10 protein-coding genes and 1 pseudogene are annotated in these 14,338 nt (G+C 69.4%); 5 read left to right on the top strand and 6 right to left on the bottom strand.

All coding sequences use genetic code 11. The annotated features are described in order from the left end of the window. Positions 1 to 339: 339 nt before the first annotated feature. A complete protein-coding gene (locus J7024_RS29715; protein WP_124825636.1) occupies positions 340 to 1,242 on the bottom strand; it encodes a LysR family transcriptional regulator in 903 nt (300 codons plus the stop codon). 106 nt (positions 1,243 to 1,348) lie between these two features. Between J7024_RS29715 and J7024_RS29710 the strand changes: the two are divergent. Next, a pseudogene (locus J7024_RS29710) lies at positions 1,349 to 1,743 on the top strand (GlcG/HbpS family heme-binding protein). 4 nt (positions 1,744 to 1,747) lie between these two features. Further along, positions 1,748 to 2,524 (top strand): SDR family oxidoreductase, encoded by a 777-nt coding sequence (locus J7024_RS29705; RefSeq protein ID WP_175769923.1) that lies wholly within the window; start codon positions 1,748 to 1,750, stop codon positions 2,522 to 2,524. A gap of 17 nt (positions 2,525 to 2,541) precedes the next feature. Here the strand turns inward: J7024_RS29705 and J7024_RS29700 are convergent, their stop codons facing one another. The 5 genes from J7024_RS29700 to J7024_RS29680 form a co-directional block, all read right to left on the bottom strand. Next, complete coding sequence (locus tag J7024_RS29700; RefSeq protein ID WP_124825310.1) at positions 2,542 to 6,726, bottom strand: bifunctional nitrate reductase/sulfite reductase flavoprotein subunit alpha; 4,185 nt, start codon at positions 6,724 to 6,726, stop codon at positions 2,542 to 2,544. A 15-nt stretch (positions 6,727 to 6,741) separates the two neighbouring features. After that, on the bottom strand, positions 6,742 to 7,089 hold the full coding sequence (gene nirD / locus J7024_RS29695) for a nitrite reductase small subunit NirD (protein WP_124825311.1): 348 nt from the start codon (positions 7,087 to 7,089) through the stop codon (positions 6,742 to 6,744). A gap of 38 nt (positions 7,090 to 7,127) precedes the next feature. Further along, positions 7,128 to 9,713 (bottom strand): nitrite reductase large subunit NirB, encoded by a 2,586-nt coding sequence (gene nirB / locus J7024_RS29690; RefSeq protein WP_124825312.1) that lies wholly within the window; start codon positions 9,711 to 9,713, stop codon positions 7,128 to 7,130. Positions 9,714 to 9,734: 21 nt separating this feature from the next. Further along, positions 9,735 to 11,060 carry an MFS transporter gene (locus J7024_RS29685; RefSeq protein WP_124825313.1) on the bottom strand — a complete coding sequence of 442 codons (1,326 nt, stop codon included), beginning with the start codon at positions 11,058 to 11,060 and terminating at the stop codon, positions 9,735 to 9,737. Positions 11,061 to 11,268: 208 nt separating this feature from the next. Continuing rightward, positions 11,269 to 11,541 (bottom strand): hypothetical protein, encoded by a 273-nt coding sequence (locus tag J7024_RS29680; RefSeq protein ID WP_175750391.1) that lies wholly within the window; start codon positions 11,539 to 11,541, stop codon positions 11,269 to 11,271. Between the two features lie 188 nt (positions 11,542 to 11,729). On the opposite strand from J7024_RS29680, the gene cobA reads away from it, so the two are divergent. The 3 genes from cobA to J7024_RS29665 all read left to right on the top strand — a co-directional run bounded on the left by cobA (position 11,730) and on the right by J7024_RS29665 (position 14,315). Next, on the top strand, positions 11,730 to 12,500 hold the full coding sequence (gene cobA, locus J7024_RS29675; RefSeq protein ID WP_124825315.1) for a uroporphyrinogen-III C-methyltransferase: 771 nt from the start codon (positions 11,730 to 11,732) through the stop codon (positions 12,498 to 12,500). A 169-nt stretch (positions 12,501 to 12,669) separates the two neighbouring features. Further along, entirely contained in the window at positions 12,670 to 13,266 is a 597-nt protein-coding gene (locus J7024_RS29670; RefSeq protein ID WP_124825316.1) for an ANTAR domain-containing response regulator, read from the top strand. A gap of 5 nt (positions 13,267 to 13,271) precedes the next feature. Next, a complete protein-coding gene (locus J7024_RS29665; RefSeq protein WP_124825317.1) occupies positions 13,272 to 14,315 on the top strand; it encodes a CmpA/NrtA family ABC transporter substrate-binding protein in 1,044 nt (347 codons plus the stop codon). The last annotated feature ends 23 nt before the right edge of the window (positions 14,316 to 14,338 follow it).

The following is a 14,338-nucleotide window of genomic DNA, read 5'->3' as shown; positions in this document are numbered from 1 at the left end:
GGACAGAGGCAGGCAGCGCCTGGATCAGAATCGAAGCCGACAAGTATACGGAATTTAGATTACAGAATCTTTCGACCTCGGGCCACGCCGTTCGGGCGCGGCGGGTGCATCAACGGCGCATCGAAATCATGCGCAAGGTGCGCATCATACCGGGAACCGGCCGGGTTTTTTCATCGGATGAATGACGAATTCCCGATTCGGGCGAAATTCTCCGCGAAACGTCGTGCGTGAGGGCAAAAACGCGGCGGAGCACGGGTTTCCAGCAATGGGGACGGACCGTTGCGCCCCCGCTAGCATGCCCCGCCGGTACGCCCGCTCGTGCCCCCTTCGTCGCGCCCGTCACTTCGCGCGCTCGCGCAGCACGTCGATGAGCGCGCGCAGCTTCGCCGGCACGTGCTTGCGATTCACGTAATAGAGCCACATCGGCGGCAGCGTGCGGCACGCGCCGGGCAGCACCTCGACGAGCGTGCCGTCGCGCAGGTCCTGCCCGAGGCGCTCGCGCATGAACGCGAACGCGATGCCGACGCCCTCGCGCGCCGCGTCGATCACCGCATCCGCATCGTTCGTCACGAACACGCCGTCCGGATCGAGATCGACGTCGCGGCGGCCGTCGTGCAGCAGCCATTTGTGCAGGCGCCCGCTTTCCGAGAAGCGGAAACGGATGCAGGCATGCCGTTCGAGCGCCGCGATCGACGCTGGCGTGCCATGCCGCGCCAGATAACCGGGCGACGCAACCAGGGCGCACGACAGCGCGGGCGCGATCCGCACGCCGATCATCCCTGGCTGCAGCCGGTCGGCCAGACGAATCCCCGCATCGAAACCGTCCTTCGCGATATCGACCAGTTCGTTGTCGTAGCGGATCTCGAGCCGGACTTTCGGATAACGCTCGCGGAACACCGCGAGGATCGGCGCGATCACGAGCGTGCGCGCCAGCGGCAGCGCGGTGATGCGCAACAGCCCGCCCGGCTCGCTGCGCACCTCCTTCAATTCGTCGCGCGCCTGCATGACCTGCCGGTACGCCGGCTCGGTCTGCCGGCGGTATTGCTGGCCGGCTTCGGTCAGGCTCACGCCGCGCGTGCTGCGGTTGAACAGCTTCACGTTCAGCTCGCCCTCGAGCTGCCCGATCGCGAGGCTGACGGCGGCAGGCGTCAGCCCCAGCGCAGCGGCCGCGCGCGTGAAGTTGCCGGCGGTCGCGACGCTCATGAACACGTGCAGCCCGGCCATCGGATCGCGCCTGCTCATCATTAAAAAAACTTGAAACTCCTTCGAGTGGAATGCGGATTCTCCCATATACCGCAACTGCCTACACTGGCCTGGTCGCCCTCACCGGAGCACCCGATGCAACCCCATGGCCCCCCTGCCGCTGGCAGCCGTTCAACGCACGATCGACGCGGCGCTCGCGCACGCCGCGTCGTTGCAGGTCGACGGCGTGTCGATCGCGATCGTCGACGCCGGCGCGAACCTGGTCGCGTTCATGCGCACCGACGACTGCTTTCTCGGCGCGATCGACCTCGCGCAACGCAAGGCGCTGACGGCGGTGCGATGTCAGGCGACGGGCCGCTGCGCGGCATCGAGCACAGCCACGTCGGGCTCGTCACGTTCGGCGGCGGCGAGCCGCTCGTCGAAGGCAACGGACACTGCGTCGGCGCAATCGGCATCTCGGGCGGCAGCGTCGAACAGGACGACGCGATCGCGCGTCACTGCAGCGATCTCTTTCATGCAACCTTCCACATCTCGGGGTAAGTACATGGCAACGAAACGCATCCTCATCACCGGCGCGGGCACCGGTTTCGGCCGCGAAGTCGCGTTGCGGCTCACACAACACGGTCACGACGTGACGGCCGGCGTACGCACGACTGCCGAGATCGACGCGCTGACGCACGACGCGGCGCGGCGCGACACCACCGTGCGCGCGGTGAAGCTCGACGTCACGTCGGCCTACGATCGCACCCGCGCCGCCGAACTCGACATCGACGTGCTCGTGCACAACGCGGGCGTCGGCGAAGCCGGCGCGCTGGTCGACCTGCCGGTCGAGATCGTGCGCGACCTGTTCGACGTCAACGTGTTCGGCCCGCTCGAACTCACGCAGCAGATCGCACGCGGGATGCTCGCGCGCAAGCACGGCAAGATCGTGTTCGTGTCGTCGATCGCGGGGCTCATCACCGGGCCGTTCACGGGCGCCTATTGCGCGTCGAAGCACGCGATCGAAGCGGTGGCCGAGGCGATGCATGCGGAGCTGGCGCCGCACGGTATCCGCGTGGCGGTCGTGAACCCTGGCCCGTACCGCACCGGCTTCAACGACCGGATGATGGAAACGCCGCGGCGCTGGCACGACCCGGCCGTCCACACCGTGACGCCCGAGCGGCTGACCTTCCCGCTCGAACAGCACGATCCGGAGGAAATGATCGCGAAGATGGTCGACGTGATCGAACGCGACGGCGGCGCGTTCCGCAACCTGCTGCCGCAAGCGTCGGAAGCGTTCGTGCGCGCCGAACAGGCCAACGCGTGGGAACGGCAGCAATAAGCGCCAGCCGCCCACCGTCAATACACGTCGCGCATGTAGCGCCGCGCCTTCGCGAGCCGCGCGACGTAGTCGTTCGCGGCTTCGTCCGACATCCCGCCGTGCTCGGCCACGACCGCCTTCAGCGCGGTATCGACGTCCTTCGCCATGCGCGCGGCGTCGCCGCACACGTAGAAGTGCGCGCCCTCCTCCAGCCACGCGTACAGCTCGGCGCCCTGCTCGCGCATCCGGTCCTGCACGTAGATCTTGTCGGCCTGGTCGCGCGAGAACGCGAGATCGAGCCGCGTCAGGAAGCCGCTGTCGCGCATCGCGCTCAGCTCGTCGCCGTAGTAGAAGTCGGTCTGCGCATGCTGCTCGCCGAAGAACAGCCAGTTGCGGCCGCGCGCACCGCGCGCCTGCCGCTCGTGCAGGAAGCCGCGGAACGGCGCGACGCCGGTGCCCGGCCCCACCATCACGACCGGCACGTCGCCGTTCACCGGCGGCCGGAAATGCGCGGACTTCTGCACGAACACCGGCACGCGGCCGTCGTCCGCGCGATCGGCGAGGAACGTCGACGCGACGCCTTTGCGTGCGCGGCGGCCGTTGTGATAGCGCACGGCCGACACGGTCAGGTGAATCTCGCCCCGATGCGCGCTCGGGCTCGACGCGATCGAATACAGCCGCGGCTGCATGCGCTTGAGCATCGAGACCAGCTCCGTGCCCGACAGCTCGACCGGAAACTCGTGCAGCACGTCCGCAAGCTGTTGGCCCCACAACCACTGCTTCAGGTCGGCCCTGCGCTCGTCGCCGAGCAGCGCCTTCAACGCGCCGTTCGTGCTGCGCGACGCGATGAACGCCAGCGTGTCCGGATGCGGGCGCGTGATGTCGAAGTGGCGCGCGAGCGCATCGCCGAGACGCACATCGCCGATGCCCGCGACCGACACCGGCGCATCGGCCTTCAGCGCGGTGACGGCCAGCAACTCGTCGACCAGCTCCGGGCAGTTGGTCGGCCACACGCCGAGCGCGTCGCCGGCTTCGTATTCGAGATTCGCGCCGTCGGTCGACAGCGACACGTAACGCGTGTCCTTCGCGGCGCCCGGACGATTGAGCCGCAGGTTCGCGACGAGCTTCGACGGCGCCGGATGCGCCTTGCTCGGCAGCAGCCCCGACGGGCTCATCCCGGCGGACGGCACCGCGTGCAGCGCCGCATCGGCCTCCTTGATCCGCGCGACCACGCGTTCGAGCCACTGGTCGGCATCGCGCTGGAATTCGACGTCGCAGTCGACGCGCGCGCACAGGCGTGCCGCGCCGAGTTCCGCGAGCCGCGCATCGAGCCGGCGGCCGTGTCCGCAGAACTGGTCGTAGTTGCGATCGCCGAACGCGAGCACCGCGAAGTGCACGCCGTCGAGCCGCGCCGCGCTGCCGGCCTGCAGCGCGTCCCAGAACTCGCTGCCGTTGTCGGGCGCGTCGCCATCGCCGAACGTGCTCGTCATCAGCAGCACGTATTGCGCGCCGGCCAGCGACGCGACCGGGTAGTCGGACATGCATGCGGTGCGGATCTCGAAGCCCGCGTTCATCAGCTGCGTCGCGTAATCCTCGGTCAGCGATTCGATGTTGCCGGTCTGCGACGCCCACAGCAGCACGACCTTGGGACGCGTGCGCACGATCCGCACGCCGCCGGGCGCGGCGGCTTCCGCCGGCAGCGCGGGCGCCGCCGCAGGCACGCCGGCGGGCGAGGTGCGGCTGAACAGCCCGGCGAGCATCCCGTCGAGCCAGAACCGCACCGGCGGCGCGAGCGGCGCGCCGGCCGGCAGCACCGGCACGCTGCCTTCGCGCCGGCCGGCGCTCGCCTTCAGCCCGCTGACGAGGCCGGCCACGTACAGGCGCTCCGCATCGGTCAGCGGCGGCGGCGCGAGATCGGCCACGCCGAGCGCGGCCGCAAAAGTGTCGAGGTCTGCCATGTCGGATTCCTGTGAAGCCGTGATCGGCGCGATCGCGGGTGCGGTTCGCGCGCCGTCCGCGCATGCATCGTTGCGCGCCGTGTCGTCGTCGGCCGACGCGAACACGTCAGTGTCGACGCGCGTCAGCGCGACCGCGCAATATTTCAGTTCGGGTTGCTGCGATTCCGGATCGATCGCGTCGTTCGTCACCGCGTTGATGCACAGATCGTCGCCGTACACGTCGTTCCAGTGCATCGGCGCGAAACAGTTGCCGCGCTGCACGCGCTCGGTCACGACGGCCGGCAGCACCGCGCGGCCGCGCGCCGAGCGGATCTCGACGCTGTCCTTCGCGGCGATGCCGAGCGCGCTCGCATCGTCCGGATGCAGTTCGACGAACGGACGCGGATTCAGCTTGTTGAGCATCGCGACCTTGCCCGTCTTCGTCATCGTGTGCCATTGGTGCTGCAGCCGGCCGGTGTTCAGCACGATCGGGAACGTGTCGTCGGGCAGTTCGGCCGGCGCGACGTGCGGCCGCGCGAAGAAGCGCGCCTTGCCGGACGGTGTCGGGAATGCGAGGCGCGGCGCGTCGCGCCCGTCGGCGGCTGCGCGCAGCGTCTGGCTCACGCCGTCGTTCAGGTAGCGGACCGGATGCCGGTCGCGCGCGGTGCCCGGCGCGACCGGCCATTGCACCGGGCCATCGCGCAGCGCCGCATGGCTCGCGCCGCGCAGGTCGTAGCCCGTCGCCGGATTCGAAAAGCGCACGATCTCGTCGAACACGTCGGCCGCCGACGCATAGTCGAACGCATCGCCGAAACCCATCGCGCGCGCGACTTCCGCGACGATGCGCCAGTCGGGCAGCGCGTCGCCGGGCGGCGCGATCGCGGCGCGCATCAGCGTCATGTTGCGCTCGGAGTTGATCATCACGCCGTCGCCCTCGGCCCACAGCGCGCCGGGCAACAGGATGTCCGCGTAGCGATTGGTCTCGGTGTCGAGGAACGCGTCCTGCGCGATCACGAGCTCGGCGGCCTGCAGCCCCGCGATCACGTTCTGCCGGTTCGGCACGGTCGCGACCGGATTCGTGCAGACGATCCAGCACGCCTTGATGTCGCCGGCCGCCATCCGCTCGAACAGGTCGACGGTGCCCTTGCCGGTATCCTTGCGCAGCGTGCCGGCCGGCACGCGCCACAGGTTCTCGACGAAGCGCCGGTCGTCGTCGGATGCCACCGAGCGCTGGCCCGGCAGGCCGGGCCCCATGTAGCCCATCTCGCGCCCGCCCATCGCGTTCGGCTGGCCGGTCAGCGAGAACGGCCCGCTGCCGGCGCGGCAGATCCTGCCCGTCGCGAGATGCAGGTTGCAGATCGCATTGGTGTTCCACACGCCGTGCGTGCTCTGGTTGAGCCCCATCGTCCAGCAGCTCATCCATTCCTGCGCGTCGCCGATCCATTGCGCGGCCGTGCGGATGTCGGCTTGCGCGAGCCCCGTGATTTCGGCGACGCGCTCGGGCGTGTAGTCGGCGAGGAACGCGGGCATCGCGTCCCAGCCTTCGGTGTATGCCTCGATGAACGCGGCATCGGTGCGCCCGTTGGCGTGCAGCAGGTGCAGCAGCCCGTTGGTCAGCGCGAGATCGGTGCCCGGCCGGATCTGCAGGAACAGGTCGGCCTTGTCGGCAGTGCCGGTGCGGCGTGGATCGACGACGATCAGCTTCGCGCCGGCCTTCACGCGATCCATCATCCGCAGGAACAGGATCGGGTGGCAGTCGGCCATGTTCGCGCCGATCACGAAGAACAGGTTCGCGCGATCGAAGTCCTGGTACGACCCGGGCGGGCCGTCCGCGCCGAGCGACTGCTTGTAGCCGGTGCTCGCGCTCGCCATGCACAGCCGCGAGTTCGACTCGATGTTGTTGGTGCCGACGAAGCCCTTCGCGAGCTTGTTGACGAGGTATTGCGCCTCGATCGACATCTGCCCCGACACGTAGAACGACAGCGCATCGGGCCCGTGCGTGTCGAGCACCGCGCGCAACCGCCGCGCGGTCTCGGCGATCGCGTCGCGCGCCGGCAGCGGCACGAGGTCGTCCTCGCGCGCGCGGCGCACGAACGCACGATCGAGCCGCCCCGAGCGGCGCAGCGCGACGTGCGCGGACGAGCCCTTCGTGCACAACCGCCCGAAGTTGGTCGGATGGTCGGAGTCGCCGGATACCTTGACGACTTCGCCATCCTCGACGTGCAGCACCATCCCGCAGCCGACGCCGCAGTACGGGCACACGCTCTTGACGGGGGTGGCGCTCATGCGTGCTCCGGGTACTCAGGCGGCGATCCACACGAAACCGTCCTCGACCCGCGACGGATACGCGCTCACCGATTGCTCGGGCGATTCGAGGCATTCGCCGGTGCGCAGGTCGAAATGCTGCTTGTACAGCGGCGATGCAACCACGACGCGCTCGCCGAGGCTGCCGATCAGCCCGCGCGACATCACGGCCGCGTGCGACACCGGGTCGACGTTGTCGATCGCGAACACGCCGCCTTCTTCGGCATGCGCGACGTGAAAAACCGCGACCTGCTCGCCGTTGACGAGCGCGCATACGCCGGTGTTCGGCACGATGTCGTCGAGCGGGCATACGCGGGTCCAGGACAGCGGAAGACGATCGTTCATGATGGGCTCCTTGGAAAAGACGCTGGTGTCGGTCAGGGTCAGGCGGTTGCGGATTCGATTGCGGATTCGGCGACGACGGGAATCGAGACGGGCTTGCCGCCCACGCGCTCGTCGGGCGTCGCGGGACGGATCTGGCCGCGCGTCTCGACGAATGCGATGGTTGCGTCCGGCGCGTCGCTGTTCACGAAATGGCGGAAGCGCCTGCGCGTTTCCGGATCGGTGACGGCCTTCTTCCATTCGCATTCGTAGGTGTCGACCACGTGCTGCATGTCGGCTTCGAGTTCGGCGGCGATCCCGAGCTTGTCGTGCACGACGACGTCGGTCAGGTAGTCGAGCCCGCCTTCGAGGTTGTCGCGCCACACGCTGGTGCGCTGCAGCCGGTCGGCCGTGCGCACGTAGAACATCAGGAAGCGGTCGATGTAGCGGATCAGCGTCGCACGGTCGAGGTCGGACGCGAGCAGTTCGGCATGACGCGGCTTCATCCCGCCGTTGCCGCACACGTACAGGTTCCAGCCCTTCTCGGTCGCGATGATCCCGATGTCCTTGCCCTGCGCTTCCGCGCACTCGCGCGTGCAGCCTGACACGCCGAACTTGATCTTGTGCGGCGCGCGCAAGCCCTTGTAGCGATTCTCGATATCGATCGCGAGGCCGACCGAATCGCCGACGCCGTAACGGCACCACGTCGAGCCGACGCACGACTTCACGGTGCGCACCGACTTGCCGTACGCATGCCCCGATTCGAAGCCGGCCGCGATCAGCTCCTCCCAGATCGACGGAAGTTGCTCGACGCGTGCGCCGAACAGGTCGACGCGCTGGCCGCCGGTAATCTTCGTGTAGAGGCCGTATTTCCGCGCGACCTGGCCGACCGCGATCAGCCCTTCCGGCGTCACCTCGCCGCCCGGCATGCGCGGCACGACCGAATACGTGCCATCGCGCTGGATGTTCGCGAGGTAGTAGTCGTTCGAGTCCTGCAGCCCCGCGTGCTCCTTCTTCAGCACGAACTCGTTGAAACACGACGCAAGGATGCCCGCGACGGCCGGCTTGCACACGTCGCAGCCGAGGCCGTGGCCGTGCTTTGCCAGCAGTTCGTCAAAGGTCGTGATGCGCTCCACGCGAATCAGGTGAAACAGCTCCTGGCGCGAATGCGGGAAGTGCTCGCACAGATGGTTGTTGACCGCGAGGCCCTGCTTCTTCATCTCGGCCTTCATGATCTGCGTGACGAGCGGCACGCAGCCGCCGCATGACGTGCCGGCGCCCGTGCACGACTTCAGCGCACCGAGGCTGGTCGCGCCGCCGGCGACCGCCGAGCAGATCTGCGACTTCGACACGTTGTTGCACGAGCAGATCTGCGCGCCTTCCGGCAACGCGTCGGCGCCGATCGCGGGCTTCGCCGCGCCGTCCGACGACGGCAGGATCAGGAATTCCGGCGACTCGGGCAGCTCGATGCGGTTGAGCATCATCTGCAGCAGCGTGCCGTATTCCGCCGCGTCGCCGACCATCACCGCGCCGTGCAGGAACTTGCCGCAGTCCGACACCACCAGCTTCTTGTAGACCTGGCGGCGCTCGTCCGCGTACTGGTAGGTGCGACTGCCTGCGGTGGTGCCGTGCGCGTCGCCGATGCTCGCGACGTCGACGCCCATCAGCTTCAGCTTGGTGCTCATGTCGGCGCCGGCGAACGCGGCTTGCGCCGCTTCGTCGACGTCGCCGCCGAACTGCTTCGCGACCACGCGCGCCATGTCGTAACCCGGCGCGACGAGGCCGTACACCATCCCGTTCCACGCCGCGCATTCGCCGATCGCGTAGATGTCGGCGTCGCTCGTGCGGCACGTCTGGTCGATCGCGACGCCGCCGCGCGGGCCGATGTCCAGTCCGCATGCACGCGCCAGTTCGTCGCGGGCGCGGATGCCGGCCGAGAACACGATCATGTCGGCGTCGAGGTGCGAGCCGTCGGCGAACGCCATCCGGTGCGTGCCCGCCTCGCCGTCGACGATTTCCAGCGTATTCTTGCCCGTATGCACGGTCACGCCGAGCGCCTCGATCTTCGCGCGCAGCATCCGGCCGCCGCCGTCGTCGACCTGCACCGCCATCAGCCGCGGCGCGAACTCGACGACGTGCGTATCGAGCCCCATGTCGCGCAGCGCCTTCGCGCATTCGAGGCCGAGCAGCCCGCCGCCGACCACCACGCCGCGCTTCGCGTGCGTGCCGCACGCCTGCATCGCTTCGAGATCCTCGATCGTGCGGTACACGAAGCAGCCGGCGCGATCGTGGCCGGGCATCGGCGGCACGAACGGGCGCGAGCCCGTCGCGAGTACCAGCTTGTCGTACGCGAGCGTTTCGCCCGATTCGAGCATGACCGTGTGCGCGGCGCGATCGATCGACGCGACGCGCGCATTCAGGCGCAGGTCGAACTGCGGATGGCGCTCGAAGAAGCCGGGCTCGACGAGCGACAGGTCGTCCGCCGACTTTCCCGCGAAGAATTCCGACAGGTGCACGCGGTCGTACGCCGGGCGAGGCTCCTCGCCGAGCACCGTGACCTGCGGCGCGTGCGCCGTGCCGGCCTGTGCCGCGATGCATTCGAGGAGCTTGTGGCCGACCATCCCGTGGCCGATGACGATGAGTTTCATGATGACGTTTCCTTCCGTCGGTCAGTTCGCGGCATTCACGGCAGCCAGCGCGCGATCGCGCAACTCGGCCTCGCGTGCCTTGTGTTCTTCGCTGAAGCGCACGGCCATCGCGCACAGCGCGGTCGCGGTGACGGCGAGGCCAAGCATGCTCAGCGTCTGCTGCACGTCGCCAACGCCCTTCAGCAGGAAGGCCGCGGCCACCGCGCCGACGTTGCCGCCCGCGCCGACGATCCCCGCGACGCCGCCGAGCGCCTTGCGGTCGATGAACGGCACGAGCGCGTAGGTCGCGCCGCAGGCCATGTGCGTGAAGAGGCCGAAGGTCAGCATCGCGACAAGTGCCGTGCCGATGCCTTGCGCGTGCGAGAACCCGATCAGTCCGAGCCCTTCGCCGACGATCAGCGCGCACAGCAGCGTCGCGCGCACGTCGAGGCTGCGGCGCGCGGCGATCTTGTCCGACAGCCAGCCGCCGAGCGCGCGGGCGAACAGCGCGAGCAGCCCGAACAGGCCCACCGCGAAGCCGGCGTCCTTCAGCGACAGCTTGAAGTGGTCGACGTAGTACAGCGCGGCGATGTTGTGGATGAAGACCTCGACGCCGAAGCACGCGCCGTAGGTGACGAACAGCATCCACACGCGATAGTTGCCGCATGCGGCGACAAAGCTGGCCCAGCCGCCCTTCTTGCCGCTGTCGACCGTCACGCCCTGCTTGCGCAGCGCAGCGAAGTCGCCTTGCGGGCAGTCCTGCGTGAAGCGCCAGTACGCCCACGCCATCGCGAGCATCGCGACGCCCGGCACGACCAGCGCGACGCGCCACGACGCGTCGTCGCCGAAGCCGAGCATCAGGCCGGCCGCGACGAGCAGCGGCATCATCGCCTGCGTCGCGCCCGCGCCGGCGTTGCCCCAGCCGGCCGTCGTCGCGTTCGCGGTGCCGACCACGTTCGGCGCGAACATCACCGACGTGTGGTACTGCGTGATCACGAAGCCCGCGCCGATCGCGCCGATGCCTAGCCGGCAGATCAGGAACGACAGATAGTCGTGCGTGAACGACACCGCGAACACGGGGATCGCGCCGAGCACCAGCAGGCCGACGTACACGCGGCGCGGGCCGAAGCGATCGCACATCGGGCCGACCAGCAGCCGCACGGCGATCGTCGCGGCCACTGCCGCGATGTTGATGTTCGCGACCTGCGCCGCGGTGAAATGGAATTCGCGCGCGATCAGCGGCATCAGCGGCGCGCATGCGAACCACGCGAAGAAGCACACGAAGAACGCCATCCACGTGAGATGGAACGCGCGCATCGGCGCGGTGCGGAAGCTGAAGAGATCGATACGGGTAGCTTTGTCGGTCATGTCAATCCGCCAAACGAAAAACGGCGTCCTGCGCACCCGGTCTCGTCGAGAGACCCGATGCGTAGGACGCCGTTGCCCATGAAGCCCGTTGCCGGGCGCGTCGGTAATCGGTACTGCGGACGGATCGCCGTTGATCCGCCCGGACGAGCTTACGCAAACGCCGTGCCATGTCGGCGCAAATCGCGCGAAGACCCTCGCCGTACAAGGCTCACCGGTGGTCGAACGCGTCGCCGCGGTGCGCCGCGCGCGATGCGCCGGCATGCGGCGAGGCACAGATGTGGTGCGCTGCAGCACTGTCGCCGTGCGACATCGCGGTGCGCGCCGGTGCGGCACGACGCACATCGCTGCGGCATCGCATGCGCCGCGCCCCCGGCGGCTGCATGAGCATTCCCCGCCCGTCACGGCCGTCGCGCAGCACATGGCACCACGCGCGCCGCACCGTTCGCGCCAGTTGGCCCGGATATTGCTGAGTCTGCTTCACACACCGGCAACGGCGCCGGTGGGCAGTCTCCGCAAAGCAGGCCCGCCGTCACCGGCGGGCACAGCAAACCAGGACAACGACGTCCCCCGTGCGCGGCACGGCCGGATGCCGTGGTCGCTTCGACCGCCCGCCGCCGCCAGCAACAATGTTTGATCGGCCGCCGCACGCACGCGGCACTGGAATACGACATGACGACAGGCAAAGTCACGCTGCTGGGCGCCGGCCCCGGCGATCCCGATCTCCTCACACTGAAGGCCGTGAAGGCGCTGGCGGCTGCCGACGTGCTGCTGCTCGACGATCTCGTCGCGCCCGGCATCGTCGAACTCGCCCCGCACGCGCGCGTGATCCGCGTCGGCAAGCGCGGCGGCTGCCGCTCCACGCCGCAGGCGTTCATCGAGCGACTGATGCGCCGCTACGCGCTGCGCGGCGCGCACGTCGTGCGCGTGAAGGGCGGCGACGCGCTGCTGTTCGGCCGCGCCGGCGAAGAACTAGCGACGCTGCGCGCCGCCGCGATTCCGGTCGACATCGTCAACGGCATCTCGTCGGGCTTCGCGGCCGCCGCGAGCCTCGGCATCTCGCTCACGCACCGCGAGCACTGCCAAGGCGTCACGTTCGTCACCGCGCATCGCCAGGATCACGGCGAGCCCGACTGGCGCGCGCTCGCCGCGACCGGCACGACGCTCGCGATCTACATGGGGATGAGCCGCGTCGAGCGCATCGCGGCCGGTCTGCTCGACGCGCTGCCCGCGTCGACGCCGGCCGCCGCCGTGCAGTGGGCAGGCACGCCGCACGAACGCCGCTGGACAGGCACGCTCGGCAGCCTCGCGCACGGCGTGGCCGCGGCCGGGCTCGGCAGCCCGGCCGTGATGCTCGTCGGCGCGGCGATCGGCGAAGCGTTCGTGCAGTGCACGGATGCTGCCGATGCCGCCGATAACGCGATGTTGCCCAGGGCCGCGTAATGCGTCGCATCGCGCGGCGCTGTCCGCACGCCCTTTCCGTTGACCGCAGCCGCGTTCGCGCCGGCTGCCGGGGACGCGAACACGAGGTCACGAATCCGTCGTCATCCGTCCGCGCCCCGCAATCTCCGTTCACTCGTTGCATCGCAGCCTGTCCGCTCCCGTTCGCGTCATGAGTTCGCCCGCCTCGCCCGCACGCCTGCGCGTGCTGCTCGTCACCGATACCGACAAGCCGATCGGCGAACTCCGCGACGCGCTCGCGCGCCTCGGCTACGAGATGCTGAACGACGTCGCGACGCCCGCGCGCCTGCCCGCCGCCGTGGAGGAGCAGCACCCCGACGTCGTGATCATCGATACCGATTCCCCGTCACGCGACACGCTGGAACAGCTTGCCGTGATGAACGCGACCGCGCCGCGCCCCGTGCTGATGTTCAGCCACGACGCCGACCAGGCGCTGATTCACGCGGCGGTCGGCGCGGGCGTCAGCGCGTATCTCGTCGAAGGGCTGTCGGCCGAGCGTCTCGCGCCGATCCTCGAAGTCGCGCTGGCGCGCTTCTCGCACGACGATGCGCTGCGCCGCCGGCTCGCCGACGTCGAACGCGAGCTCGCCGAACGCAAGCTGATCGACCGCGCGAAGCGTCTGCTGATGGATCAGCGCAGGCTGACCGAGCACGATGCGTATGCGCTGCTGCGCAAGCGCGCGATGGATCAGGGGCTGCGCATCGTCGACGTCGCGCGGCAACTGCTCGACGCGCCCCTTCGGACCTGAATCCCATGAAACCTTCCTCTCCCGCCGCGCCGGAACGCGCGCATCTTCGTCTCGGGTTCGTCGCGCTGAGCGACGCGGCCCCGCTGATCGTCGCGCAGCGGCTCAATCTCGGCGCGCGCCACGGCCTCACGCTCGAACTGAGCCGCCAGCCGTCGTGGGCCGCCGTGCGCGACAAGCTGCTGAGCGGCGAGCTCGATGCCGCGCACGCGCTGTACGGGCTCGTGTGCGGGCTGCAGGTCGGCATCGGCGGCCCGCAGGCCGACATGGCCGCGCTGATGGTGCTCAACCGCAACGGCCAGGCGATCACGTTCGCCGGTGGCCTCGCCGACGCGTACCGCGCGAGCGGCGATGTGCGCGCCGCCTTCGCGACGCTCGGCCGCAAGCCCTTGCTCGCGCAGACCTTCCCGACCGGCACGCACGCGATGTGGCTGAACCACTGGCTCGCGTCGCATGGCGTCGATCCGCTGCGCGATGTGCGCAGCGTCGTGATCCCGCCGCCCGAGATGGTCGCGGCGCTCGCTGGCGGCGAGCTCGACGGCTTCTGCGCGGGCGAGCCGTGGCACGCGGTGGCCGATGCGTGCGGCGCGGGCCGCACCGTCGCCGTCACCAGCGAAATCTGGCCCGATCATCCGGAGAAGGTGCTCGCGGCCCGGCGCGAGTTCGTCGCGCTGTATCCGGCCACCGCGCGCGCACTGATCCGCACGCTCGTCGATGCGTGCGCATGGCTCGACAGCGCCGCACACCGCCGCGACGCGGCCGGCTGGCTCGCATCGCCCGATGCGCTCGGTGTGCCGGCGCGGCTGATCGCGCCGCGCCTGCTCGGCGACTACGGCGCGGGGCCGTTCGCGCAGCCGCCGCTGCCGGTCCGCTTTCACGACGGCGGCGCCGTGAACCGGCCGGATCCGCAAGAAGGCCGGTGGTTCCTGTTGCAATACCGGCGCTGGGGCATGCTCGAGGGCTCGCACGACGACGCGGGCATCGCCGCGGCGATCGCGCAAACCGCGTTGTATGATGCTGCGGTCGCCGAAGGCGGTACAGCGGACATGTGACGACACCCGACACGGGGCACGGG

The organism is Burkholderia sp. WTPI3, assembly GCF_021483755.1.
GTDB lineage: Bacteria > Pseudomonadota > Gammaproteobacteria > Burkholderiales > Burkholderiaceae > Burkholderia.
Note: the sequence above shows the minus strand (reverse complement) of the source record. Positions and strands in the feature narration are given on the sequence as shown.

What these genes read in the sequence shown, in the direction of transcription:
- J7024_RS29670 (WP_124825316.1), top strand. Translation starts at nt 12,670, where the DNA reads ATGAGTTCGCCCGCCTCGCCCGCACGCCTGCGCGTGCTGCTCGTCACC.
- J7024_RS29685 (WP_124825313.1), bottom strand. Translation starts at nt 11,060, where the DNA reads ATGACCGACAAAGCTACCCGTATCGATCTCTTCAGCTTCCGCACCGCG.
- cobA (WP_124825315.1), top strand. Translation starts at nt 11,730, where the DNA reads ATGACGACAGGCAAAGTCACGCTGCTGGGCGCCGGCCCCGGCGATCCC.
- J7024_RS29705 (WP_175769923.1), top strand. Translation starts at nt 1,748, where the DNA reads ATGGCAACGAAACGCATCCTCATCACCGGCGCGGGCACCGGTTTCGGC.
- J7024_RS29665 (WP_124825317.1), top strand. Translation starts at nt 13,272, where the DNA reads ATGAAACCTTCCTCTCCCGCCGCGCCGGAACGCGCGCATCTTCGTCTC.
- nirB (WP_124825312.1), bottom strand. Translation starts at nt 9,713, where the DNA reads ATGAAACTCATCGTCATCGGCCACGGGATGGTCGGCCACAAGCTCCTC.
- J7024_RS29715 (WP_124825636.1), bottom strand. Translation starts at nt 1,242, where the DNA reads ATGAGCAGGCGCGATCCGATGGCCGGGCTGCACGTGTTCATGAGCGTC.
- J7024_RS29700 (WP_124825310.1), bottom strand. Translation starts at nt 6,726, where the DNA reads ATGAGCGCCACCCCCGTCAAGAGCGTGTGCCCGTACTGCGGCGTCGGC.
- nirD (WP_124825311.1), bottom strand. Translation starts at nt 7,089, where the DNA reads ATGAACGATCGTCTTCCGCTGTCCTGGACCCGCGTATGCCCGCTCGAC.